22 protein-coding genes are annotated in these 23,988 nt (G+C 72.9%); 6 read left to right on the top strand and 16 right to left on the bottom strand.

Annotation, left to right across the window (positions count from 1 at the left end):
- Positions 1–3: 3 nt before the first annotated feature.
- Positions 4–2,673: a fumarate reductase/succinate dehydrogenase flavoprotein subunit gene (locus tag FHR36_RS14060; RefSeq protein WP_253796913.1), complete on the top strand. Its 2,670-nt coding sequence runs from the start codon at positions 4–6 to the stop codon at positions 2,671–2,673.
- A gap of 138 nt (positions 2,674–2,811) precedes the next feature.
- On the opposite strand, the gene mqnP is transcribed toward FHR36_RS14060, so the two are convergent.
- Positions 2,812–3,714 carry a menaquinone biosynthesis prenyltransferase MqnP gene (gene mqnP, locus FHR36_RS14055; RefSeq protein ID WP_308199333.1) on the bottom strand — a complete coding sequence of 301 codons (903 nt, stop codon included), beginning with the start codon at positions 3,712–3,714 and terminating at the stop codon, positions 2,812–2,814.
- Positions 3,711–5,168: a menaquinone biosynthesis decarboxylase gene (locus FHR36_RS14050; RefSeq protein ID WP_253796911.1), complete on the bottom strand. Its 1,458-nt coding sequence runs from the start codon at positions 5,166–5,168 to the stop codon at positions 3,711–3,713. The genes mqnP and FHR36_RS14050 overlap by 4 nt, the downstream gene beginning before the upstream one ends.
- An 85-nt stretch (positions 5,169–5,253) precedes the next feature.
- On the opposite strand from FHR36_RS14050, the gene FHR36_RS14045 reads away from it, so the two are divergent.
- The 3 genes from FHR36_RS14045 to FHR36_RS14035 all read left to right on the top strand — a co-directional run bounded on the left by FHR36_RS14045 (position 5,254) and on the right by FHR36_RS14035 (position 7,880).
- Positions 5,254–5,670, top strand: a complete 417-nt coding sequence (locus FHR36_RS14045; protein WP_253796909.1) for a PLD nuclease N-terminal domain-containing protein — start codon at positions 5,254–5,256, stop codon at positions 5,668–5,670.
- 355 nt (positions 5,671–6,025) lie between these two features.
- Positions 6,026–7,618, top strand: coding sequence for an acyl-CoA carboxylase subunit beta (locus FHR36_RS14040; protein WP_253796907.1), 1,593 nt, complete (start codon positions 6,026–6,028; stop codon positions 7,616–7,618).
- 55 nt (positions 7,619–7,673) lie between these two features.
- Positions 7,674–7,880: an acyl-CoA carboxylase epsilon subunit gene (locus FHR36_RS14035; RefSeq protein WP_253796906.1), complete on the top strand. Its 207-nt coding sequence runs from the start codon at positions 7,674–7,676 to the stop codon at positions 7,878–7,880.
- 56 nt (positions 7,881–7,936) lie between these two features.
- On the opposite strand, the gene FHR36_RS14030 is transcribed toward FHR36_RS14035, so the two are convergent.
- From FHR36_RS14030 to hemL, 8 genes are all read right to left on the bottom strand, one after another.
- Positions 7,937–8,323, bottom strand: coding sequence for a hypothetical protein (locus FHR36_RS14030; protein ID WP_253796905.1), 387 nt, complete (start codon positions 8,321–8,323; stop codon positions 7,937–7,939).
- A 39-nt stretch (positions 8,324–8,362) separates the two neighbouring features.
- A complete protein-coding gene (locus FHR36_RS14025; protein WP_253796904.1) occupies positions 8,363–8,899 on the bottom strand; it encodes a hypothetical protein in 537 nt (178 codons plus the stop codon).
- A gap of 26 nt (positions 8,900–8,925) precedes the next feature.
- Positions 8,926–10,047: a c-type cytochrome biogenesis protein CcsB gene (ccsB, locus tag FHR36_RS14020; protein ID WP_253796903.1), complete on the bottom strand. Its 1,122-nt coding sequence runs from the start codon at positions 10,045–10,047 to the stop codon at positions 8,926–8,928.
- Between the two features lie 3 nt (positions 10,048–10,050).
- Positions 10,051–11,733: a cytochrome c biogenesis protein ResB gene (gene resB, locus FHR36_RS14015; protein ID WP_253796902.1), complete on the bottom strand. Its 1,683-nt coding sequence runs from the start codon at positions 11,731–11,733 to the stop codon at positions 10,051–10,053.
- A gap of 2 nt (positions 11,734–11,735) precedes the next feature.
- Positions 11,736–12,512 (bottom strand): cytochrome c biogenesis CcdA family protein, encoded by a 777-nt coding sequence (locus FHR36_RS14010; RefSeq protein WP_253796901.1) that lies wholly within the window; start codon positions 12,510–12,512, stop codon positions 11,736–11,738.
- On the bottom strand, positions 12,509–13,117 hold the full coding sequence (locus FHR36_RS14005; RefSeq protein ID WP_253796900.1) for a TlpA family protein disulfide reductase: 609 nt from the start codon (positions 13,115–13,117) through the stop codon (positions 12,509–12,511). The genes FHR36_RS14010 and FHR36_RS14005 overlap by 4 nt, the downstream gene beginning before the upstream one ends.
- Before the next feature lie 128 nt (positions 13,118–13,245).
- Positions 13,246–13,896 (bottom strand): histidine phosphatase family protein, encoded by a 651-nt coding sequence (locus tag FHR36_RS14000; RefSeq protein ID WP_253799248.1) that lies wholly within the window; start codon positions 13,894–13,896, stop codon positions 13,246–13,248.
- Between the two features lie 70 nt (positions 13,897–13,966).
- Positions 13,967–15,286 carry a glutamate-1-semialdehyde 2,1-aminomutase gene (gene hemL / locus FHR36_RS13995; RefSeq protein ID WP_253799245.1) on the bottom strand — a complete coding sequence of 440 codons (1,320 nt, stop codon included), beginning with the start codon at positions 15,284–15,286 and terminating at the stop codon, positions 13,967–13,969.
- A gap of 379 nt (positions 15,287–15,665) precedes the next feature.
- Here hemL and FHR36_RS13990 point away from each other — a divergent pair, with 379 nt between their 5' ends.
- Positions 15,666–16,154, top strand: coding sequence for a hypothetical protein (locus FHR36_RS13990; protein WP_253796898.1), 489 nt, complete (start codon positions 15,666–15,668; stop codon positions 16,152–16,154).
- 169 nt (positions 16,155–16,323) lie between these two features.
- Entirely contained in the window at positions 16,324–17,805 is a 1,482-nt protein-coding gene (locus FHR36_RS13985; RefSeq protein ID WP_380231731.1) for an amino acid permease, read from the top strand.
- A 27-nt stretch (positions 17,806–17,832) separates the two neighbouring features.
- Here FHR36_RS13985 and FHR36_RS13980 read toward each other — a convergent pair whose 3' ends face one another.
- The 6 genes from FHR36_RS13980 to FHR36_RS13955 form a co-directional block, all read right to left on the bottom strand.
- A complete protein-coding gene (locus FHR36_RS13980) occupies positions 17,833–19,077 on the bottom strand; it encodes a serpin family protein (protein ID WP_253796896.1) in 1,245 nt (414 codons plus the stop codon).
- Positions 19,078–19,557: 480 nt separating this feature from the next.
- Positions 19,558–20,598, bottom strand: a complete 1,041-nt coding sequence (locus FHR36_RS13975) for an N-acetylglucosamine kinase (protein WP_253796894.1) — start codon at positions 20,596–20,598, stop codon at positions 19,558–19,560.
- Positions 20,595–21,350, bottom strand: a complete 756-nt coding sequence (locus FHR36_RS13970) for an SIS domain-containing protein (protein WP_253796893.1) — start codon at positions 21,348–21,350, stop codon at positions 20,595–20,597. The genes FHR36_RS13975 and FHR36_RS13970 overlap by 4 nt, the downstream gene beginning before the upstream one ends.
- 72 nt (positions 21,351–21,422) lie before the next feature.
- Entirely contained in the window at positions 21,423–21,974 is a 552-nt protein-coding gene (locus tag FHR36_RS13965) for a hypothetical protein (RefSeq protein ID WP_253796892.1), read from the bottom strand.
- Between the two features lie 40 nt (positions 21,975–22,014).
- Complete coding sequence (locus tag FHR36_RS13960) at positions 22,015–23,196, bottom strand: SMI1/KNR4 family protein (protein ID WP_253796891.1); 1,182 nt, start codon at positions 23,194–23,196, stop codon at positions 22,015–22,017.
- 76 nt (positions 23,197–23,272) lie between these two features.
- Entirely contained in the window at positions 23,273–23,971 is a 699-nt protein-coding gene (locus FHR36_RS13955) for a hypothetical protein (protein ID WP_253796890.1), read from the bottom strand.
- Between the last annotated feature and the right edge of the window lie 17 nt (positions 23,972–23,988).

Raw genomic sequence — 23,988 nt, 5'->3', positions numbered from 1 at the left:
GCCATGCGGATCCCCGACCTCGCCGAGGCCCGGCGGCTGAGCTGCGACGTGCTGGTGGTCGGCGGCGGCACGGCCGGCTCGATGGCCGCGATCAGCGCCGCCGAGGCCGGGGCGAGCGTCCTGCTGCTGGAGAAGGCGCACGTCCGGCACTCGGGCGCGCTCGCCATGGGCATGGACGGCGTCAACAACGCGGTCGTCCCCGGCCGGGCCGACCCCGACGCGTACGTCGCCGAGATCACCCGCGCCAACGACGGCATCGTCGACCAGCGCACCGTCCGGCAGACCGCCACCCGCGGCTTCGCCATGGTGCAGCGGCTGGAGCGGTACGGGGTGAAGTTCGAGAAGGACGAGCACGGCGCGTACCAGGTCCGCCAGGTGCACCGCTCCGGCTCGTACGTGCTGCCCATGCCGGAGGGCAAGGACGTCAAGAAGGTGCTCTACCGGGTGCTGCGCCGCCGCGAGATGCGCGAGCGGATCACCATCGAGAACCGGGTGATGCCCGTCCGGGTGCTCACCTCCGGCGGACGGGCGGTCGGCGCGGCCGGGTTCGACACCCGCAGCGGGGAGTTCGTCACCGTCTCGGCCGGCGCCGTGGTGCTCGCCACCGGCCCCTGCGGACGGCTCGGCCTACCCGCCAGCGGCTACCTGTACGGCACCTACGAGAACCCCACCAACGCCGGGGACGGCTACGCGATGGCCTACCACGCCGGCGCCGAGCTCAGCGGCATCGAGTGCTTCCAGGTCAACCCGCTGATCAAGGACTACAACGGCCCGGCCTGCGCGTACGTCGCCAACCCGTTCGGCGGATACCAGGTGAACCGGCACGGCGCACGCTTCGTCGACTCCGACTACTGGTCCGGGCAGATGATGGCCGAGTTCGCCGCCGAACTGGCCTCCGACCGCGGCCCGGTCTACCTGCGCACCACCCACCTGCCCGAGGAGACCGTGCGGGCCCTGGAATCCATCCTGCACACCACCGAACGGCCCAGCCGCGGCACCTTCCACGCCGGACGCGGCCACGACTACCGCACCCACGACGTGGAGATGCACATCTCCGAGATCGGCCTGTGCGGCGGTCACTCCGCCTCCGGGGTATGGGTCGACGAGAACGCCGCCACCACCGTCCCCGGCCTGTACGCGGCCGGCGACCTGGCCTGCGTCCCGCACAACTACATGATCGGCGCCTTCGTCTTCGGCGACCTGGCCGGCACCCACGCCGCCGCCCACCTGCCCGAGCGGCCGACCGACCTCCCCGAGGACCAGCTGCGGGCCGCCCACGACCTGGTCTACCGCCCGCTGCGCCACCCGGACGGGCCGCCGCAGCCCCAGGTCGAGTACAAGCTGCGGCGCTTCGTCAACGACTACGTGGCGCCGCCGAAGACCGGCGCCCGGCTGTCGGTCGCACTGGAGCACTTCGAGCGGATGCGCGGCGAGATCGCCGGCCTCGGCGCCCGCACCCCGCACGAGCTGATGCGGGCCGTCGAGGTCGACTTCATCCGGGACTGCGCCGAGATGGCCGCCCGTGCCTCGCTCGCCCGCGAGGAGAGCCGCTGGGGCCTCTACCACGAGCGCATCGACCACCCCGGACGCGACGACCGGCGCTGGTTCCGCCACCTCAACCTGCGCAAGGGCGCGGGCGGCGCGATGGAGTTCCTCACCCGGCCGGTCGCGCCGTACCTGGTGCCGGTCGACGGCCTGGAACCGCCCGGCGGGGAGATCGAGCTGCTCGGCGAGGTCCACCCGATGACGGTCGGCCGGACCGGCGTCACGACGGAAGCGGCCGCTCCGGCAGCGACCGCAGTCGCCTCCGCCGCGTCGCCGCGGCTGCTGGAGCTGCTGCGACTCACCGAGGCCACGCCGGCTCAGTTGGCGCCGTACCTCCGCGACCCGGCCGCCGAGGTCCGGCGGACCGCGCTCGCGCTGCTCACCGAGACCGCCCACCCGGGCACCGGCGCCGCCCTCGCCGACGCCCTCGCCGACCCCGACACCGAGGTCCGGGCCGCCGCCGTGGCCGCGCTGCGCGAGCTGGTCGAGGTGCTCGACGGCACCCTTGGGCCGGCCCTGGCTGCGGCCGCCGACTCCCCCGACCCGGTGGTAAGGGCCGGCGCCCTGGAACTCTCCCGCGCCCTGCGCACCGGCACGGTCGGGCTGTACGCCGCCGGCCTCGCCGACCCCGACGTGCCGGTACGGCTCCACGCCGTGCACGGGCTGGTCGCGCTGGACGCCGCCGCGGTGCTCGCTCCGGCCGCCGCCGACGCCGCCCGCGAGGTCCGGGTCGCCGTCGGCGAGGGCCTCGGCACCATCGCCGACCCGGCCGCCGCGCCCGCCCTGCTACGGCTCGCCACCGACCCCGACCCGCTGGTCCGGGCGGCCGCCTTCACCGGCGCCGCCGGCCTCGGCTCCCCCGGCCCGCTGGCCGCCCTGGCCGCCCGGCCGGACCCGGCCTGGCAGGTACGGCGGTCCGCCGCGACGGCGCTCGGCGTCGCCGGCGACCTGCCGCCGCTGCTGGCGCTGCTCACCGACGACCACATGGACGTCCGTAAGTCCGCCGTCCGCGCCCTCACCCCCCACGCCGGCACCCCCGACGTCTCCGCCGCCCTCCGCGACCGCCTCGCCGACCCCGACGCCGACGTCCGCGCCTACGCCCGCCTGGCCCTCAAGCAAGCCCGCTGAGCAGGCGCGAGCAATCAGGGGCGCGAGGAACTGCGCGCAGCGGAAGGTACGGCGCCGCACCCGCCCCGGGGCCGGCCCGACCACAACGGAGTACCCGCCCCCGGGGCCGGCCTCGCAGTTCCCCGAGCCCCTGGAGTATCAGATGGTCAGGCCGCGAAGGACGAGGTCGAGAAGGGCGAAGGCGAAGAGGGAGATGCCGACGAAGCCGTTGGTGGAGAAGAAGGCGCGGTTGAGGCGGGAGAGGTCGGTCGGGCGGACGATGGTGTGCTCGTAGAGGAAGGCGCCGGCGACGACGGCGAGGCCGAGCCAGAAGGCGGGGCCGGCGTCGGTGAGGAGGGCGTACCAGACGAGCAGGGCGGTGGTGACGGCGTGGCAGGTGCGGGCGCCCCACACCGCGGCGGGGACGCCGTAGCGGGCGGGGACGGAGCGGACGCCCTGCTCGCGGTCGGAGGAGACGTCCTGGCAGGCGTAGATCAGGTCGAAGCCGCCGATCCAGATGCCGACGGCGAGGCCGAGCACCACGGCGGGCCAGGACCAGGTGCCGGTCACGGCGAGCCAGGCGCCGATCGGGCCGATCGCCTGGGCGAGACCGAGGATGGCCTGCGGGAAGTCGGTGAAGCGCTTGCCGTAGGGGTAGACGACCATCGGGACGACCGCGACGGGGGCCAGCACCAGGCAGAGGGTGTTGAGCAGGGCGGCGGAGGCCAGGAAGACGACCAGCGCGACGGCGGAGCCGACGTAGGCGGTCCGGACGGAGACGGCGCCGGTGACCAGTTCGCGGCCGGCGGTGCGGGGGTTCCGGGCGTCGATCTCGCGGTCGATGATGCGGTTGGCGGCCATGGCGAAGGTGCGCAGGCCCACCATGCAGACGGTGACCAGGAAGAGCTCGCCCCAGTGCACCCGCTTGTCGGCCTGGAACATCGCGGTCAGCGCGGCGATGTAGGCGAACGGCAGGGCGAACACCGAGTGCTCGATCATCACCAGTCGCAGGAAGGCCTTGACCTTGCTCTGCGGGACCTCCGGGAGGGCAGCGGTGGTCACAGCCCGTACTCCTTCCAGCGCCGGGTGACCAGGGCCGCGGTGGCCGGGTCGGAGGCGACCATCTCGGGCCAGCCGCCGTCGCGGGTGTAGCCCTCCTCGGGGAGCTTGCGGGTGGCGTCGATGCCGGCCTTGCCGCCCCAGAACTGCTGGTAGGAGGCGTGGTCGAGGTGGTCGACCGGGCCCTCGACCACGGACAGGTCGCGGCTGTAGTCGACGTTGCCCAGGGCCCGCCAGGCCACTTCCTGGTAGTCGTGCACGTCGCAGTCGGCGTCCACCACGATGATCAGCTTGGTCAGCGACATCATGTGGGCGCCCCAGATCGCGTGCATGACCTTCTGGGCGTGCTTGGGATACTTCTTGTCGATCGAGACGATCACGCAGTTGTGGAAGCCGCCGGCCTCGGGCAGGTCGTAGTCGACGATGTCCGGGATGATCACCTTGAGCAGCGGCAGGAAGAAGCGCTCGGTGAACTTGCCCAGCGGCCCGTCCTCGGTCGGCGGGCGGCCGACCACGATGGACTGCAGGATCGGGCGGCGCCGCATGGTGACGCAGTCGATGGTCAGCGCCGGGAACGGCTCCTGCGGGGTGTAGAACCCGGTGTGGTCGCCGAACGGGCCCTCGGGGAGCATCTTCCCGGGCTCCAGCCAGCCCTCCAGCACCACCTCGGCGTCGGCCGGGACCTGGAGCGGCACGGTCTTGCAGTCGACCATCTTCACCCGCTCGCCCGCCACGAAGCCGGCGAACAGGTACTCGTCGATGTCGCCGGGCAGCGGCGCGGTGGCCGCGTAGGTGACGGCCGGCGGGCAGCCGAAGGCGATGGCGACGGGCAGCCGCTCGCCGCGCTTGGCGGCGACGGCGGCGTGGTTGCGGCTGTCCTTGTGGATCTGCCAGTGCATGCCGATGGTGCGGCGGTCGTGGCGCTGCAGGCGGTACAGGCCGAGGTTGCGCACCCCGCTGTCCGGGTCCTTGGTGTGGGTGAGGCCCAGGTTGAAGAAGGAGCCGCCGTCCAGCGGCCAGGTGAACAGGGCGGGCAGCTCGTCCAGGTTGACGTCGTCGCCGGTGAGGACGACCTCCTGCACCGGCGCGTCGCCCGCCTTGACCTGCTTCGGCGGCACGTGCGCCATCGAGGCGAGCTTGCCGAACGCCTCGCGGAAGCCGGTGAAGCCCTGCGGCAGCTCGGGCTTGAGCAGGCCGGCGATCTTCTCGGCGATGTCGTCCGGGGACTTCAGTCCGAGCGACTTGGCAAGCCGCCGCTCGGTGCCGAAGACATTCATCGCCAGCGGCATCGAGGAGCCCTTGACGTTCTCGAAGAGCAGCGCCGGGCCCTTGGCCTTCTGTACCCGGTCGACGATCTCGCCGACCTCCAGGTGGGGGTCGACCTCCGCCTTGATCCGCTTGAGGTCGCCCTCGCGCTCCAGGGCCCGGAGGAACGAACGGAGATCGTCGTATGCCATACCTGTCAGTATCGGGTACGGGCTACCCTGGCCCCGCCAAGAGGGTGCCTGCTGTCCGTCGTTCGCGTTCCGGGGGAGAACAACCGTGCTGAGGATCCTGCCTGCCGTGGCGCTGCTGGCGCTGTGGGTGTGGGCGTTCATCGACTGCCTGACCACGCCCGAGGACGAGATCCGCCACCTGCCCAAGGTGGTCTGGATCATCGTCGTGCTGTTCTTCCCGCTGGTCGGGTCGATCGCCTGGCTGGTGGTGGGCCGGGACCGCACCTCGGCGCGCCGCCGCGGCGTCCCGTGGCCCGCCGGTCCGACCGCCGGCTTCCCCGAGTACGAGCGTCCGCAGGCGCGCCGGGTGGTGGCCCCGGACGACGACCCGGAGTTCCTCGCCTCGTTGAAGAAGGACAACCAGCGGCACGAGGAGATGCTCCAGCAGTGGGAGGCGGACCTGCGCCGCCGCGAGGAGGAGCTGCGCCGCGGCGAGGACCCGGAGGGAGGGGCCAAGGGGTGAGGGAAGGCCATTTGGCGCATCCCTACCATCCGTGGCCTGCCACATCTTCCGCCCGTCGGCTGTCGTCACGCCCCGGGCCTGTTCACCGGTCCCGCCGACCCGGGCCCCATTCGGCCCGTCGCAGCGACTCTGACCTGCTCTTTCGCTCCCGGTAGGACGTCCGGGGAGCCCCCGTCCGGCCACCGCCCCAGCACCGTCACCGGGGCGGTGGGACGGACGCGTCGTCTGTTCGGCCTGTACAGCGATCGGCGTCCGACCTTGTACGGAATCGACGCCGAAAGGCGGCCGCACTCCCTCGTAGTGTCGTATGTGAAGAGATGTTCGCAGCTTCCCGCGAGCTTGGAGTGTGTACGAGATGACGGTTCTGCACGATGCGCAGGTCGGCAAGGAGAGCCCGGCTGACGCGCGCGGGCGGGTGGCCGAGCTGCACGAGCTCCGGGAGCAGGTCCGCCGGGGCCCGAGCGAGAAGGCGACCGAGGCGCAGCACGCCAAGGGCAAGCTGACCGCGCGCGAGCGGATCGATCTCCTGCTGGACGAGGGCTCCTTCCGCGAGGTGGAGCCGCTGCGTCGGCACCGCGCCCAGGGCTTCGGCCTGGAGGCCAAGAAGCCGCACACCGACGGTGTGGTGGTCGGCTGGGGCACCGTGCACGGCCGGACCGTCTTCGTCTACGCGCACGACTTCCGGATCTTCGGTGGCGCGCTGGGCGAGGCCCACGCCCAGAAGATCCACAAGATCATGGACATGGCCATCGCGGCCGGTGCCCCGCTGGTGTCGCTGAACGACGGCGCCGGCGCCCGCATCCAGGAGGGCGTCACCGCCCTGGCCGGCTACGGCGGCATCTTCCAGCGCAACACCAAGGCCTCGGGCGTCATCCCGCAGATCTCGGTGATGCTCGGCCCGTGCGCGGGCGGCGCGGCGTACTCGCCGGCGCTGACCGACTTCGTCTTCATGGTCCGCGAGACCTCGCAGATGTTCATCACCGGCCCGGACGTGGTCCAGGCGGTGACCGGCGAGAAGATCACCCAGAACGGCCTCGGCGGCGCCGACGTCCACTCCTCGGTCTCCGGCGTCTCGCACTTCGTCTACGACGACGAGCAGTCCTGCATCGAGGAGGTCCGCTACCTCCTGTCGCTGCTGCCGCAGAACAACCGCGAGATGCCGCCGGTCCAGGCCAACGACGACCCGGTCGAGCGCCGCAACGAGAGCCTGCTGGACCTGGTCCCGGCCGACGGCAACCGCCCGTACGACATGCGCAAGGTGATCGAGGAGATCGTCGACCACGGCGAGTACCTGGAGGTCCACGAGCGCTGGGCCACCAACGTCATCTGCGCGCTGGCCCGGGTCGACGGCCACGTGGTCGGCCTGATCGCCAACCAGCCGCAGTCGCTGGCCGGCGTCCTGGACATCAACGCCAGCGAGAAGGCCGCCCGCTTCGTCCAGATGTGCGACGCCTTCAACATCCCGCTGGTCACCCTGCTGGACGTGCCCGGCTTCCTGCCCGGTGTGGACCAGGAGCACGGCGGCATCATCCGCCACGGCGCCAAGCTGCTGTACGCGTACTGCAACGCCACCGTGCCGCGGATCTCGCTGATCCTGCGCAAGGCGTACGGCGGCGCGTACATCGTGATGGACTCCCGCTCGATCGGCGCGGACCTGTCCTTCGCCTGGCCGACCAACGAGATCGCCGTGATGGGCGCCGAGGGCGCCGCGAATGTCATCTTCCGCCGCGACATCGCCGCCGCCGAGGATCCCGAGGCGATGCGGGCGCAGAAGATCAAGGAGTACAAGACCGAGCTGATGCACCCGTACTACGCGGCCGAGCGCGGCCTCGTGGACGACGTCATCGACCCGGCCGAGACCCGCGCGGTGCTCGCCTCCTCGCTCGCCATGCTCCGCACCAAGCACGCCGACCTGCCCAGCCGCAAGCACGGCAACCCGCCGATGTGACGGACTACCGCACCGCGCAACCCACCACACTTCGAACCGGGGGAGAACAGAGACCATGAGCGAACCTCTCGTCCGCATCGTCCGCGGCTCGCTGAACGCCGAGGAACTGGCCGCCCTCACCGCCGTCCTGGCGGCCCGGGCCGCCGCCCAGCAGGTGGCCGCCACCGCCGCCGCCCAGGCGATCGAGCCGATCGCCAACTGGTCCCGGCTGGAGCGCCGGCCGGCCTACTACTCGCCGGTCAGCTGGCAGCAGGCCGCGTAACGCGACGAGGGCGCGTGGGAGACCTCCCGCGCGCCCTTCGTGGTACCTCATGGCGGCTATGCGGCCGCCAGGGCGGCCGGACGGCCCGCGTGCATGGTGCTCAGGTTGGCCGCCAGGCGCTGCGGGTCCTGCGCCAGCCAGAGCCGCACCGCGGCGCCCAGCACGATGCAGGACGACCCGAGGCTGACCCCGGTCGACTGCGCGACCCGCGCCGACGCCAGCACCAGCAGGTCGGCCAGGGCGGCCGGCAGCCACACCGTCAGCGCGCACGGCGCGGGCACCGTGAGGGCCCCCAGCAGCCGGTGCGCGTCGGCGACGCAGTGCAGGCTCGGCAACACGTCCAGCAGCCCGTCAGCGACGACCTCCGAGACGTCGCTGTGGTGGCCCTGGGCGAGCCGGCGGAGCAGCGCTCTCTCCGCGGCGGTGATTCGGACGGTCAGCATGACCTCTTCGCACTCCACTGTGCGGCCCTCCTCGCGGCTTCAGCTGTGCTTCGCGTACGTGTTTCCATCGGCCCGCTCGGCCAGCGCGCCGACCGTGAGCGGGAACTCGTGCAACGGGATTCCCGGTGTCCCCGGGAAGCCCTCGCCGAGCACGCCGGGCGACCAGAAGGCCACCCGGCAGCTGCGGCAGTGGCGGGCGTGCTCCCACACCCACATCCGCAGGCCCCAGACGGTGTGGGCGTGTCGGTGGCCCACCGGCTCCGGGGCGGTCCGGCGTCCGAGCAGCCAGACCAGCGGAGCCGGGAGCAGGAACACCGTCCAGCCCAGCCGGTACCCGAGCTGGTAGGCGGCGTCGGCCCCGGACAGGTCCTCGGTGAGCGCGCTTCGCGCCCCCAGCACGGCCAGGCAGGCCAGCACCACCAGGACGACCACCGCCCACGGCCGCAGCCGCTTGCCGGCCTTGCCGGCCTTGCCGGGAACCGGTGGGGGCGGCGGGGGCGCCAGCTCCGGGAGGCCGGACTCGGCGACCCGGACGACGCCGTCGGGGCTGTTGCACTGCGGGCACTGCTCGGACATCGGACCCCCCGGGTGTCGGTCTGCCGTCAGATGCCGGCGTAGGAGTGCTTGCCGGTGACGAAGATGTTGACGCCGTAGTAGTTGAACAGCCAGCAGGCGAAGGCCAGCAGCGCCAGGTAGGCGGCCTTGCGGCCGCGCCAGCCGGCGGTGGCGCGGGCGTGCAGGTAGCAGGCGTAGGCGACCCAGGTGATGAAGGACCAGGTCTCCTTGGGGTCCCACTCCCAGTACTTGCCCCAGGCGGCCTCGGCCCAGATCGCCCCGGCGATGATGGTGAAGGTCCAGAGCGGGAAGACCAGCGCGTTGATCCGGTAGGAGAGCTTGTCCAGGGTCGCGGCGGCGGGCAGGCGGTGCCAGACCGAGCCGAAGCGGCCCGGGGTGCCGGCCGCGAGGCGGCGCTCGTAGGCGTCCTTGCCAAGGTAGAGCACGGTGGCCACGAAGGCCGCGTAGAACGCGCCGCCGCACATGATGGCGGTGGAGACGTGGATGCCCAGCCAGTACGAGTGCAGGGCCGGGACCAGCTGCTCGGACGAGGTGTAGAGCACGCTGACCGCGATGCCGAGGGTGAGCAGGGCGGCGATCACCACGGGCAGGCCGAGCCAACGGACGTTCTTCCTGGTGGCCAGCAGGCCCAGGTACGCGGTCACCATCATCAGCGCGAAGGCGCAGGAGAACTCGTACATGTTGCCCCACGGCCAGCGCATCACCGACAGGCCGCGGGTGAGCACGCCGCCGGCGTGCATCAGGGCGCCGAGGACGGTGAGCGAGACCGCGATGCGGCCCGCCAGGTCGCCCTTCTCGCTGGTGCCGGCGGCGCCGGGGCCGTCGGTCGCGTCGCCGTCGCCGCGCCCGCTGGTGACCACGGTGGCGCCGGCGTCGGCGAGGGCGGTGCGGGTGAGGGTGGTGGTGCCGCCGTCGGCCGACGCGACCTTCACGGTGACCTTGCGGACGCCCTTGGCGGTGTCGTCGGCGGCGGCGACCGTCTCGGCGAGCGAGGCCTGCTCGGCGGAGCGGACGGCGACCGCGCCCTTGGAGCCGAACGTCCACTCGAAGAGGTGCGCGAACATGGCCAGCATGTACACGGCCATCGCCGAGTAGATCAGCTTGTTGGAGAGGTCGGCCAGCTGCGGGTCGACCGAGGCGAGATGCACCGTCTACTCCTTGGAGTCCTGGTCGGTGGAGGTGGAGGGGTCTGCGGAGGCGTCCGCCTCGTCGAGCGCGGGTGCGTCGTCCTGGAGCTCGACGGCGAGTTCGGCCAGCTCCTCGGCGGTCTTCGCCGACTCGCTGCGGGCGAGGCCGGCGACCTCGACCAGAGTCCGGCCGTCGGGTCCGGGGGTGGCCCGCACCCAGATCCGGCGGCGCTGGACGAACAGCGAGCCGATCAGGCCGAGGATGGCGCAGACCGCGCCGGTGAGGGCGACGGCGTTGCCGGGGCGGTGCGAGACGCTGAAGCTGGCCCACTGCTGGTAGCCGTCGAAGGTGATGCTCCCGTAGCCGTCCGGGAGGGTCCAGCCCTGGCCGACCTTGAGCCGGGCGCGGGCGATGGTGCCGTCCTGCTGGAGCTGGGTCATCGCCTTGGTGTCGAGCTGGTACACGTTCTGCGGCAGGCCGTTGTCGGAGCGCAGGTCGCCGGCGTAGGCGGTGAGCACCAGCATCGGGTCGGCGGCGCCCGGGAAGAGCGACACCGGGCCGGTCTTCTCGAAGCTCTCCGGCGCGGTGGGCAGGAAGTAGCCGCTGAAGCCGAGCTGGGTCCGATTGCCCTTCGGGTCGGTGCCGTAGTCGTTGACCTTGACCACACCGGTGGAGGTGAGGTTGGAGTCCTGCGGCAGGAAGGGCGTCGGGCCGCGGTAGACGATCTCGTTCGCGGCGTTGCGGACGGTGACCACCGGGGCGTAGCCGTGGCCGATCAGGAAGACCTTGGAACCGCCGATCTCCAGCGGCTGGTTGACCTGGATGGTCGAGCTCTTCAGCTTGGTCGCGTCGTCGCCGACCCAGTACCGGATGTGCGCGGTGAACTCGCGGGCGCTGCCGGCCTGGTCGCCGCCGGCCTGGTACCGGGCGGTGAAGCCGTCCAGCTTGAAGCCGAAGGCGTCCAGGTCGTCGGTGGTGTAGAAGGCGGAGCCGGTGAAGTCGTCGAGCTGGGTGGTGGTGTTGGAGTACCCCTGGCCCTCGATCACCAGCTTGCCGCCCTGGCCGCTGGCCAGGCTGGCCCAGGCGAAGCCGGCCAGCAGGGCGAACAGCGAGAAGTGGAAGAGCAGGTTGCCGACCTCGCGCAGGTAGCCCTTCTCGGCGGCGACCGCGCCGCCCGCGAGTTCGGACCGGAAGCCGCGCTTCTTCAGCAGCCGGTACGCGGCGGAGTTGACCGCCTTGGCGTCGGCGTCGGTGTGCCAGGCGGCGTACACCGGCATCCGGGTCAGGTTGCGCGGCGCCGCCGGCGGCTCGGCCCGCAGCACGCCGACGAACTGCCAGGTGCGCGGGACGATGCAGCCGGCCAGCGAGAGGAACAGCAGGATGTAGATCGCGGAGAACCAGACCGAGCTGTAGACGTCGAACAGCTGGAGCTTCTCGTACAGCGGGGTGATGCCCTTGTGGGTCGCCTGCCACTGCTGGACCTTGAAGGCGTTCTGGCTGGTCTGCGGGATCAGCGAGCCGGGGATGGCGGCCAGCGAGAGCAGGAAGAGCAGGATCAGCGCGACCCGCATCGAGGTGAGCTGGCGCCACGTCCAGCGGGCCCAGCCGAGCACGCCTATGCCGACGACCGGCGCCTCCGCCTCCTCGGGCGCGGTGGAGAGCCGCTCGGCGTCCGCCGTGTCCGGGCTGGTCCTGGTGTCGCTCACGGTCAGAATCCGATCGAGAAGTCGGGGGCGAGGTACTGGAGCTGGTTGACCATCGCGTCCCACACGCCGGTCACCAGCAGCAGGCCGACCACGACGAGCATGCCGCCGCCGATCCGCATCACCCACTGGTAGTGCCGCTTGACCCAGCCGAAGGCGCCCAGCGCCTTGCGGAAGGCCAGCGCGGCCAGGACGAACGGTACGCCCAGGCCGAGGCAGTAGACGGCCATCAGCAGGGCGCCGCGCCCGGCGCTGGCCTGGTTGAGAGCCAGGCCGTTGATCGCGGCCATGGTCGGTCCGATGCAGGGCGTCCAGCCAAGGCCGAAGACCACGCCGAGCAGCGGCGCGCCGGCCAGGCCCAGCGCCGGGCGCCGGTGCGAGCGCAGCTCGCGCATCGAGAAGCCGGGCAGCAGGCCCATGAAGGCCAGGCCCATCGCGACGGTGAGCAGGCCCAGCACCACGCTGATCACCCGCTGGTGCTCGCGCAGCGTCTGGCCGAAGGAGCCGAACAGCGCGCCCATCGAGACGAAGACCGCGGCGAAGCCGAGGATGAACAGGGTCGAGCCCAACAGCATCCGGCCGCGCCGGCCGCCCCTGGCGTCGGCCAGGTCGGCGGCGGAGAAGCCGGTGACGTAGCTCAGGTAGCCGGGGACCAGCGGCAGCACACAGGGCGAGAAGAAGGAGACCAGGCCGGCGGCGAGTGCGATCGGCACGGCGAGCAGCAGCGCGCCGCTGCCGACCGTGTCGTTGTACCCGACGGCCGCGGCGAGGTCCGCGGTCACTGCTGACCCTGCTCGGCGACCACGGGCCTCAGCATGGCCTCCAGGTCGTCCGAGGACAGCGCGCGCATCGCGCGGGCGGCCAGCCGGCCCTGGCGGTCGACCACGATGGTGGTGGGGATCGACTGGGGGTTGAGGCTGCCCTTGGGGAACTTCAGGATCTGGGTGCCGTCCGGGTCGTAGATGGACGGGTAGGTGATGCCGAAGTTCTTCTCGAAGCTGATCGCGTTGGCCGGGTCGGTGTCCCGGGTGTTGATGCCGAGGAACTGGACGCCCTGGTCCGCGTACTTCTGGGCGACCTCCTGGAGGCCCTTGGCCTCGGCCCGGCAGGGGCTGCACCAGGAGCCCCAGATGTTCAGTACGACGACCTTGCCCTTGAAGTCGGCGAGGCCGACCTTGCCGCTGCCGTCCAGGCCGGTGCCGGAGATGTCCGGTGCGTCCTGCCGGTGGCCGGCGGCCGCGGTGTCCACGCCGCCCTTGCCGGTGATGAAGCCGGCCTGGCCGTCACCACTGGCCGAGCCGGTGCCGGAGCAGCCGGTCAGAGCGAGTACGGCGGCCGCGCCGAGGGTGGCGGCGAGGCGGAGGCGGCGGTGGGTCGTCCCAGACATGTGAAAAGTTTCGCATGGGTCTCCGGGACGTTTTCGGGGGGTCCGGCGTTGACCACCGAACCCCCCGTGACCTGCGGTTCTTGTACTTATGATCCACTTATTCCGGGCAGGTCGGGCCCCGGTCGGGCTTACGCGCCGAAGCTCTTGCCGACCGGCTTGTCGCCCTTCTTGCCCTTGCCGACCAGGTGCGCCGGAAGCAGGTCGCGGGCGGGCTCCCGGTAGCCGATCGAGACGATCCGGTCGCCCTCGAAGGTGAAGCTGGTGAGCGAGGCCAGCGAGCACTGGCGGCGGCGTGGGTCGTGCCACAGCCGGCGGCGCTCGGCGAACGAGCGGACGATCCAGATCGGCAGCTGGTGGCTGACGCAGACCGCCTCGTGCCCGCGCGCGGCGTCCCGGGCGGCGGCCAGCGCGCCCATCATCCGCACCACCTGGTCGAGGTACGGCTCGCCCCAGGACGGCTTGAACGGGTTGGTCAGGTGCCGCCAGTGGCTCGGGTTCTTCAGCGAGCCGTCGCCGACGCCGAAGGTCTTGCCCTGGAAGATGTTGTCCGCCTCGATCAGCCGCTCGTCGACGGCGACCGCCAGGCCGTGCGCCTTGCCGATCGGCTCCGCGGTCTCCTGCGCCCGCTCCAGCGGGGAGGCCACCACGTGGGTGATGTCCCGGTCGGCCAGGTGCTCGGCCACCCGGTCGGCCATCTGCCGACCGAGCTCCGACAGGTGGTAGCCCGGCAGGCGGCCGTACAGGATGCCCTCCGGGTTGTGCACCTCACCGTGCCGCATCAGGTGGACGACGGTGGTGTCCTTGCTCACGTGTCTCTCCTCGGTGCCGCTGTGCGTTCGGGGGTGCTGCTCAGGCCCGGGCCTCGGCGGCCGCGCGAGCGGCGGCCGGCAGGGCGGCGGCGATCCGCTCGACCGCGCGCTCGTCGTGGGCGGCCGAGACGAACCAGGACTCGAACGCCGACGGCGGCAGGTAGACGCCCTGGCTCAGCATCGAGTGGAAGAAGGCGTTGAACCGGAACGCCTCCTGGGTCCGGGCCTCGTCGTAGTTGGTGACCCGCTCCTCGGTGAAGAAGACCGAGAACATGTTGCCCGCGGTCTGCAGGCGGTGGGCCACGCCCTCCTTGGCCAGCGCCGCGGTGACCAGGCCGGAGATCTCGGCGCTCACCCGGTCGACGGCGGCGTACACCTCGTCGGTGCAGCCGCGCAGCTGGGCCAGGCCGGCGGCGGTGGCGATCGGGTTACCGGACAGGGTGCCCGCCTGGTAGACCGGGCCGGCCGGGGCCAGGTACGCCATCACGTCGGCACGGCCGCCGAAGGCCGCGGCCGGGAAGCCGCCGCCCATCACCTTGCCGAAGGTGAGCAGGTCCGGCGCCCAGCCCTCGTGCGCGGCCTCCAGGCCGTACCAGCCGGCCCTGGAGACGCGGAAGCCGGTCATCACCTCGTCCGAGATGAACAGCGCGCCGTCGGCCCGGCAGAGCTCGGCCAGGCCCCGGTTGAAGCCCGGCAGCGGCGGGACCACGCCCATGTTGCCCGGGGACGCCTCGGTGATCACGCAGGCGATCTCGCCCGGGTGCGCGGCGAAGGCGGCCCGGACCGCGTCCAGGTCGTTGTACGGCAGCACGATGGTGTCGCCGGCCTGGGCGCCGGTGACGCCCGGGGTGTCCGGCAGGCCGAAGGTCGCCACCCCGGAACCGGCGGCGGCCAGCAGCGCGTCCACATGTCCGTGGTAGCAGCCCGCGAACTTCACGATCTTGGCGCGCCCGGTGAAACCGCGGGCCAGCCGGATCGCCGACATGGTCGCCTCGGTGCCGCTCGACACCAGGCGGACCTGCTCGACCGGGGCCACCCGGCCGACGATCTCCTCGGCGAGCTCCACCTCGCCCTGGCCCGGCGTACCGAAGGACGTGCCGCGGACCACCGCCTGCTGCACCGCCTCGATCACCGCCGGGTGCGCGTGGCCCAGGATCATCGGACCCCACGAGCACACCAGGTCGACGTACTCGCGCCCGTCCGCGTCGGTCAGGTACGGGCCGGTGCCCGACACCATGAAGCGCGGGGTGCCGCCCACCGCACGGAACGCGCGGACCGGCGAGTTCACGCCACCGGGGGTCACGACGGAGGCGCGCTCGAACAGCGACTGGGACTGGGGGGCTTCGTACGGGTAGCTCATCGGCTCGCTCATCCGTGGGTCCGCGGGAGGGTTACCGGGACATGCTCTCAAATCGTGTCCTTCCGTTCTGCATGCCGGACCCGATCATCTGGAACGATGATCCGTGTGCTGGTGCCTTCACGAGGCGTGGCGAAGGTAGGGTCTCAGGTACCACCGTCGAATTCGTGTAGGACGGCGGGAGACGGGTAAGGGGCACGTTCGGGAGGACACCGAGCGTGCGGGGGTCTGTCGATTCCGGCGAGTTCCGGTGAGGATGGTCCGAGTGTCCGAGGCGCAGGACGGCTCCGAGGAGGCCGTGGGTGGCACCCGCAGGCCTGCGGGAGCCGCTGGCGGGGGTGCGGCGGGTACAGGCAGGGGAAAGCGCGGAGGCGAGGGCAGAGTGGGGGTCACCTACAAGTACTTCGGCGCACCCGACCGGGCCACCGCCGCCAGAGTCCCCACCGCCCTCGGGCCGGGCGGACTCGGGCTGGACGCGGGCGAGCTCGGCGCGCTCGGACGCCTCGGCGACCTGATGGAGACCAGCGGCTCGGTCAACGGGCACCTCTCCACCAAGATCAAGCCGGAGACGATGAGCGCGATGGTCCTCACCGGGATCAAGGGCGTGCCGCTCCACCAGGTCCCCCCGCTGGAACTGGTCGTCCTCCACCCCGACTACGCCGTCGTCCAGCTCCCGCACACCGTCGTCGAGCCGCTCCGCAAGGCCGACGAGACCGAGCTCGGCGCCGCCGCCTTCATCTGGTCCACCGTTCCCGACCGCCGCGGGCCCCGCGACGCCTTCGTGATCTACCAGATGCTCCACGAGTGGCAGGACTTCGCCAACCGCCTGCACGACGCCGGGCACCAGCTCTACTGCCTCGTCTGGCCCTGATCGGCGGTGCGGTTCCGTACAGCAGGTCGGGATGATTTTGTCCGGAATCGACTATGTACGGATTCCGGACGCCTGCCATAGCGTCGTGGACGCACAGGTGCGGCGGGAGGTCCGACCACAGGCCTCCACCTGGGCACATTCGTGTACCCAACCGTCTGAAGGACTGTGCATGAGCAGCGCTCTGGGTGACGTCGACAAGTCGACCGAGAACCCCGGGGGTTCGCCCTCCTCCCCCTCCGCCGACGGCCTGAAGGCCGGGCTGAAGAACCGTCACCTGTCGATGATCGCGATCGGCGGCGTGATCGGCGCGGGCCTGTTCGTCGGATCGGCGTCCGGCATCGCGGCGGCCGGCCCCGGCATCCTCCTGTCGTACGCGCTGGTCGGCGCGATGGTCGTGTTCGTGATGCGGATGCTCGGCGAGATGGCGGCCGCCGACCCGAGCTCGGGCTCGTTCTCCGCGTACGCCGACCGGGCGCTGGGCCGCTGGGCCGGCTTCTCGATCGGCTGGCTGTACTGGTTCTTCTGGGTCGTGGTGCTGGCGGTCGAGGCGACCGCGGGCGCGCGGATCCTCGAGGGCTGGGTGCCGGCCGTCCCGCAGTGGGGGTGGGCGCTGATCGTCATGGTGGTGCTGACCGCGACCAACCTGGTGTCGGTGGGCTCGTACGGCGAGTTCGAGTTCTGGTTCGCGGGCATCAAGGTGGTCGCGATCGCCGCGTTCATCGTGCTCGGGGCGCTGGCCGTGTTCGGCGTCCTGCCCGGCTCGGACCACCCGGCGGTCGGCCTGTCCAACCTGACCGGCCACGGCGGGTTCCTGCCGCACGGCCCCGGCGCCATCCTCACCGGCATACTGATGGTGGTCTTCTCGTTCATGGGCAGCGAGATCGTCACGCTCGCGGCCGGCGAGTCGGAGGACCCGCGACGGGCCGTCACCCAGGCCACCAACAGCGTGATCTGGCGGATCGGCGTCTTCTACCTGGGTTCGATCCTGGTCGTCGTGACCCTGCTGCGCTGGGACGACCCGGCGATCGTCGCCAAGGGCTCGTACGTCGCCGCGCTCGACTCGATCGGCATCCCGCACGCCGGCCAGATCATGAACGTCATCGTGCTGACCGCCGTGCTCTCCTGCCTCAACTCCGGCCTGTACACCGCCTCCCGGATGGCCTTCTCGCTCGGCCGCCGCGGTGACGCGCCCCGCGCCTTCGCCCGTACCGTCCGCGGCGGTGTGCCGCAGACCGCGATCCTCGCCTCGGTGGTCTTCGGCTTCGTGGCGGTGGGGTTCAACTACCTGTGGCCGAAGACGGTGTTCCAGTTCCTGCTGAACTCCTCGGGCGCGGTGGCACTGTTCGTCTGGCTGGTCATCTGCTGCTCGCAGCTGCGGATGCGGAAGATCATCCTGCGTGAGGCGCCGGAGAAGCTGGTCGTCCGGATGTGGCTCTACCCATACCTGACCTGGGCCACCATCGCGATGATCACCTTCGTGCTCGGCTACATGCTCACCGACGGCAGCGACGGCGGCGGACGCATCCAGGTGCTGCTCTCCGTCCTGGTCGCCGCCCTGGTGGTGGGCATCGCGCTGGTCCGCACCCGCCTCGGCGCGGGCCGGTCCGGCGAGCAGGAGCCGCACGAGGTCGAGGCCTCCGCCGAGGTGTAGCGGGCGACGCCGGTGGGAGGACGCCGGTCAGAGGACGTCGAACTCCGGGTCGTCGTCCTCCGACTCGTCGTCCTCCCACCGGTGCTCCACCGGGTCGGTGACCCAGCCACTGGCCAGGACCAGGCGCGAACCCCGGTGCACGGCGAGGAAGCCGAAGGGTCGGTCGAAGTCTGCCTCGACCTCCAGGACGCGGTAGGGCGGCGGCACGTACCGGCCCGGGGCGCTCCCGGCGGCCAGGCCGAACGCGGTGACCGCGGCGGCCCGGAACCCGAGCGGACCGAAGGTCGCCGTGGCGTCCTGCCGGGCCGACTGCACGTACAGCGGCTCCTCGGTGGTGATGCCGCGGAAGTGGCCGTCCGCGGCCTCCGCGTCGGAGGCCGAGGCCAGGCCGAACCGGGCCGGGTGCTCCAGCAGATCGTGCTCCGACCGGAGCGAGAACTCGGGCAGGACCACGTGCAGCCGCGGCTGCGGCCGGTAGCGCGGCTGATAGCCGATGGTCAGTCCCGGGCCGGGAGTTCCGGTCGGCAGGCGGTCGGCGGTCACCCGCCGGTGGGTGCCGTCGAGCATGCCGAGACCGGCGGCGAGGACGTCGCCCGGCGCCGCCCCGGCCTCGCCGAGCAGCAGGTGCACGTCGATCGAGTGCTCGCCGAGCACCCGGAGTTCGGTCACCGGGCCGATCGGGGTCTCGGCGACGGACGCCCGGTCGAGGACGGCGCTGCTGCGACCGATCCAGCAGAGCTCCCGGGCCGCCCACGGGCCGGCCTCGGGGCGGTGGAACGAGGACACGAACGGCTGGAGCCAGCTGGTCCGGACGGCGAGTGCGGACGCCAGCACCAGCCGGGTGGTCCCGTCGATCTCCAACGGCATCCGGTCGATCTGCCCGTCGGTGGACCGGGAGGCCCAGGCATCGAGGCGGGCGCGGTCGGTGGCCTCGTCACCGGCGAGCGTGCCGTGCGCGTCCGCGGGGAGGTCGGCGAGCCAGGAGGGTGCGGGGCGGAAGGCGTCGGAGGTCCAGAGGCCGAGGGCGGCGCTGTGGCCCGGACGGGCCGCGAGCTCCGCGAGCAGGTCGTGGGCGAGCGGGAGAGCGTCGGCCGTCCGCATGCCGAGGGCGTCCTCCAGCTCGGCGACCGCCGGACCGTGGGCACCGGCCGCCAGGAACGCCAGCAGCGGCCACAGCCCGGCCGGCATCGAGACCGTGCCCGCGTCCGCGGTCAGCCCCGCCCACCGGGCCGCCAGCCCGTTCACCGCCCGCACGGTCGCCGCAGCAGCCATCGTTCGTTCCCCGCCCCTCCGTCGCCGCGGCCGGCCCGCGACCGGTCATGATCCGGCGAGCGTAGGGGCGACGGCGCGGCACGGGCGAACGGTTTTCCGCCGGCCGGCGGGCCCGACTCTCGGACTGACAGGTACTCACAGCCGCTCGGCGGCAGGCATGTCGGACGGCGCCGCCCGTCGCGATGCGGCAAGCGGACGGAGCGACGGCGCCGGGCCGAGCACCGTCGACCGGGCCCGGCAGAGCGGGAGTCAGGTGGGCAGCGGCGGCCGGGTCGGACCACCCACCCCACACCGCAACCGGCCCAGCCCGCCCGGCCACGAACTCAGACGCGCCTGCCCGAGGGGCCAGAAAGCCGGCCGCCCCTTCCCTCCCGGCGGGGCTGGGGTCAGGTGGGCAGCGGGACTCGGGTCGGACCACCCACCCCACACCCGGGCCGCCCGGCCACGAACCGGGACGCGCCCGCCCGGCGGGGCTGGGGATCAGGTGGGGAGGGGGAGTTGGGTGAGGCGGGGGTGGAGTTTGTCGTCGAGGGGGGTGAGGTGGCGGGCGGCGAGCCAGGCGGCGGCGCCGGCGGGGTTGCCGGTGTGGGTGAGGGGGGCCTCGGGCCAGCGGGCGGCGATGCGGGTGCGGACGGCGGCGGCGAGCGGGGAGTCCGGGGAGAGGACACCGCCGGCGAGAACGACCGGGAGGGTCGAGTCGGGGGTGCGGACGGTGGCGAGGGTGTCGAGGAGGTGGTCGGCGGCCTGCTCGACCAGGCGGGTGGCGTCCGGGTCGCCGGCGGCGGCCAGGTCGAGGACGAGCGGGGCGAGCCGGGCCAGTCGTACGGGCGCGTGGGCGTGGGCAGCGGTGATGACCGCGGCGCGGGGGACGGCGCCGGCTGGGAGCGGACCGACCAGTGCGTCGGTGACGACGGCGGGCAGGCCGGCCGGCAGTGCGGGGGCGGCCCGGTCGAAGGCGGTCAGGGTGGCCGCGACGGCGGCGCGGCCCAGCCAGTAGCCGGAGCCGCGGTCGCCGAGCAGCCAGCCGTGGCCGTCGGCGGTCCGGACGGGGGCGAAGTCGCGGCATTCGGCGGCGACCGCGCCGGTGCCGCTGATCAGTACGGTGCCGTCGGGTTCCGCAGTGCCGGCGGCGTAGGCGAGTTCGGCGTCGCTGACCAGCAGCGGGGTGACGGTGAGGCCGGCCTCGGGCCAGACCGCCCGGAGGACGGGTCCGGCGACGAGGCCGCCGGCGAGGCCGATGACGCCGGCCGCGACCCGGGCGGGGTCGACGTCGGCGAGGGCCCGGCGCAGGGTGTCGGCGATGGCGCGGGCGGCAGCGGCCTCGCCGTGCGAGACGGGGTTACCGCCGTCGCCGCGGGCGGCGCCGCGCGGCCGGCCGTCGAGGTCGGCGACCAGGACCCGGGTGGTGCTGCCGCCGACGTCGAGTCCGAGGACGAGGGCGCCCCGGGGGCCGCGCCCCGGCGCGGGCGAACCCGGGCCGGGGGCGGGGGGTGTCGGTGCGCCCGTGGGGCCGGTGGTCATGCGGTGCGCCGGATGCGTCCGGCGTAGCGGGCCTCCAGTTCGCGGTTGTGCTCGTCGCCGCCGGGGATGTTGGCGGAGAGGTAGACCGGCGGGACGCCGCCTTCGGCCTCGATCCGCTGGATCACCTCGGCGACGATCTGCTGGGCGAGCAGGGCGGCGGTGATGGAGGAGATGCCGCAGGCGCGGCCGCCGCCGGCCATCGGGAGGACGGCGTCGCCGTAGGGGGCGCCGTTGTCGAGCACGACGTCGGCGTGGTCGCGCAGGCGCAGCCCGGAGGGGTGCTTGGGCTCGACCCGGGCGGTGTGCTCGGCGGAGGTGATGACGATCAGGTGGTGGCCGTTCTCCTTGGCCAGCCGGGCGAGTTCGACGACGCAGCCGTTGACGCCGGAGTTGGAGGCGAGCACGAAGACGTCGGCAGGGTGCGGGGCGGCGAGTTCGTACAGCAGGGCGGCGGAGTCGGTGCCGCGTTCGAGGTCGGGGCCGGCGAGCGACTCGAGCGGGCGTCCGCCGTAGAGGACCACGTCGCGCAGGGCGATGCGGTTGCTGGGGACGAGGCCGCCGGCCCGGCCGGCGATCTCCATGGCGAGGGCCTCGGAGTGGCCGGTGCCGAAGGCCTGGACGATGCCGCCGGCGGCGAGTGCTGCGGTGATCAGTTCGGCGGCGCGGGCCACGCCGTCGGCCTGTTCCTTGCTGACGCGGTCGATGGCGGCGTGGACGGCTGCCGTGTAGTCCGCCGCTGAGGGTGTGGGCACCGGGACCTCCTCGTTCGTGGTCGCTGTGCTGCACCACTATCGGACCGGTCCGGCCCGGTGTCAACGAGTGGACTAGACCATTCGGGGAGATCGGTCCCACCAGCGGGGCGCGCCGTCGTCCGGGCCGTCGGGGGCGGCGAAACAGAAAGGCACGCCGACGAGCTGAGCCACCGTCCGGCCCAGCGCCCGAGCCGCCTCGGCCTCCGTCCACCGGGGGCTCCCGGGGCCGAAGAGGCGCAGATCGGTGCCGTGCCGCACGACGGCCAGCTCCGCCTCCGCCCGGGGATCGGCGGCGACCGCGTACAGCACCACGAACCAGCCCTCGGTGTCACCGTCCCAGACCGCCTCGACCGCCTCCGCGCGGAACGGCAGAGCCCGGACCAGGGCGGCCAGCGTCTCGGGAGCCGGCGGGGCGGGGGCCGGCGGGGCGGGCCGCGCCGGGGGCGGCGCGAGGACGGCGGCGCGTTCGGCGAGCAGGTCCAGCACCGGGTGGATCCCCGGCTTCGGCTCCGGCGAGGCGTCGCGGATCAGCGCCACGGCCTGGATCCGGCGGCCGAGCCGCAGGAGGTCGTCCGCCGCGGCCCGGACGGCGGCGGGCAGGGCGTTCCACCGGGCGTTGTCCATCCCCGGATTCAAGACCGGCGCAGGTCGGCGCGCCACCGCTTTACCGTCCGGGCGGGACGGCCCACGGCTCGAACTCGGCGAAGTCGAACGGGTCGTCGTCCGGATCCAGCCCCGGCAGCCCCTCGACGTCGAGCCGACCGCGCGTCCACTCCAGCAGGATCTCGGTCGACGAGCCCTCCAGCGGCGGACCCTGCTCGGCGTGGCGCGGCTGGACGACGACCGGCCAGGAATCCGGATCACCCGCGGTGAGCCAGCCCAGCGCGTCGTTGTCGATCGTGGTGGCGAACGGCAGGAACCCGCCCGGCTCCGGCCACACCGCGAGCGGGTGGCGGTCGGGGAACCGGGCGCGGTGCTCGCGGTACGTCGAGGTCCGCCACCGCACCAGCCCGAGCAGGCCGCGCTCGCCCTCGGCCAGCGGCGGGTTGAAGCTCGCCCACTCACCCCAGCAGCCCGCGCCGTACCGTCGCATCAACACCAGCCAGTCGGACGGCAGTCGGGTGCCCAGCTGCTCGAACAGCCGCTCCCAGGTGAGGTCTTCGCCGAGGTACGGGACCGTGGGCGGCGGCGCCAGGAGGCCAAGCGCGTCCACGCCGGTGCCGGTCCGCAGGGCCGTCTCCCGCTCCTCGGTGGAGAGTTGGCGTACCGGTGGCGCAGTCCACGGCCCGGCCTCCGGCGCGCCGCGGTGGTGCACGGTGAGCGGCAGCGGCCCGAGGACGCCACCGCCGGGCAGCGGCAGGCAGTCCAGCAGGACGGTCTCCAGGAACGCGGAGACGGTCAGGTCGTACGAGAGCCAGGGGCTCACCTGCTCGGGGCAGCGGTGGCAGAGCTGCTCGCAGAGGACCACCGTCCACCGGTCGGGGTCGTCCGACACCGAGGTGTCCCAGAACAGCGACAGCCCGCCGCCGTTGGAACTCCCCCACGGCAGCAGCCCGCCGGGCGCGGGGTGGAACGCGGGCGGGCGGTGGGGCGGCAGTTCGCGCGAGGCGCGGCGGCTCTCGTGCTTGAGGTCGCGGATCCACGCGGCGTAGTCGAGGCGGTCCGTCCCGGCGATCGGCGCCTCGATCTCGATCCGGCCGCCGACCAGCACCGGGCCGTGGTCGGCCAGCAGCGCCTTGAAGTCGCCGGGCAGGCGGAGTCCGAGCCATGCCTCGGCGGCCGCCCAGTCGGCCGGACCGACCGGCGTGGGAGGGCGGTCGTCGGCCTGGAGTTCGGAGAGGTCCATGGCCCGCATGGTGGCCGCGCCCGCCGCGGCACGGCAAGGCGGTTTCGCCGTGGGACGGTACGAGGAAGGGACGGGGTCAGCGGCCGGGGAGGCGGAGCAGCTGGTGCCGCCAGAGCCACCACGGCAGCCGGCGGCGCGGGACGAAGGTCCACAGGTCGTCGTCGGCCTCGTTGCCGCGCGGAAGGCGGCGCAGCAGGTCGAGGCAGGTGCGGTCGACGATGCCGTGGAGACGGGCGGTCTGGCCGAGCGCCACAGTGGCCTGGTGGACCAGGTCCGGGTCGTCGGCGGCCAGGCCGCGGGCGACGCGCGGAAGGATGTTCGCCGGGTCGGGGTGGGTGACGGCGAGGCCGATCAGGGCGATGCCGGCCTTGGGGTCGGCCCGGTCGAGGGCGGCGTCGACCTCCTCGGGGCGGTCGGTACCCATCAGCGCGCCGTCGGAGGTCCAGTCCATGCCCTGGCCGGAGGCGGCCCGGTCGAGCAGGAACTCCTGCCGACCCTCGGGCGAGGGGGTGCCGGTCAGGCAGTTGTCGAGGTAGCTCCAGACCCGGTCGAGTCCGGTGCGGCCGGCAGTCAGCGCCTGGCAGTCGTCGGCGAGGTGCTCGGAGTGTTCGAGCAGGGCGAAGTCCTGGGCGCGGGTGTCGAGGTCGCAGCGGCGCAGGAACGCCAGCCACTGGGTCTCCTCGGCATCGATCCGGCCGTCCAGGTGGCCCCGGGCGAGTTCGGCGGCATCAAGGGCGGCGGCGTAGCGGGCCAGGTCGGCGAGGTCGGAGGGCACGCTCCGACCCTATCCCG

It is taken from the genome of Kitasatospora cinereorecta (assembly GCF_024172095.1).
Lineage (GTDB): Bacteria > Actinomycetota > Actinomycetes > Streptomycetales > Streptomycetaceae > Kitasatospora > Kitasatospora cinereorecta.
This window is presented reverse-complemented; position numbering and strand designations above follow the sequence as displayed.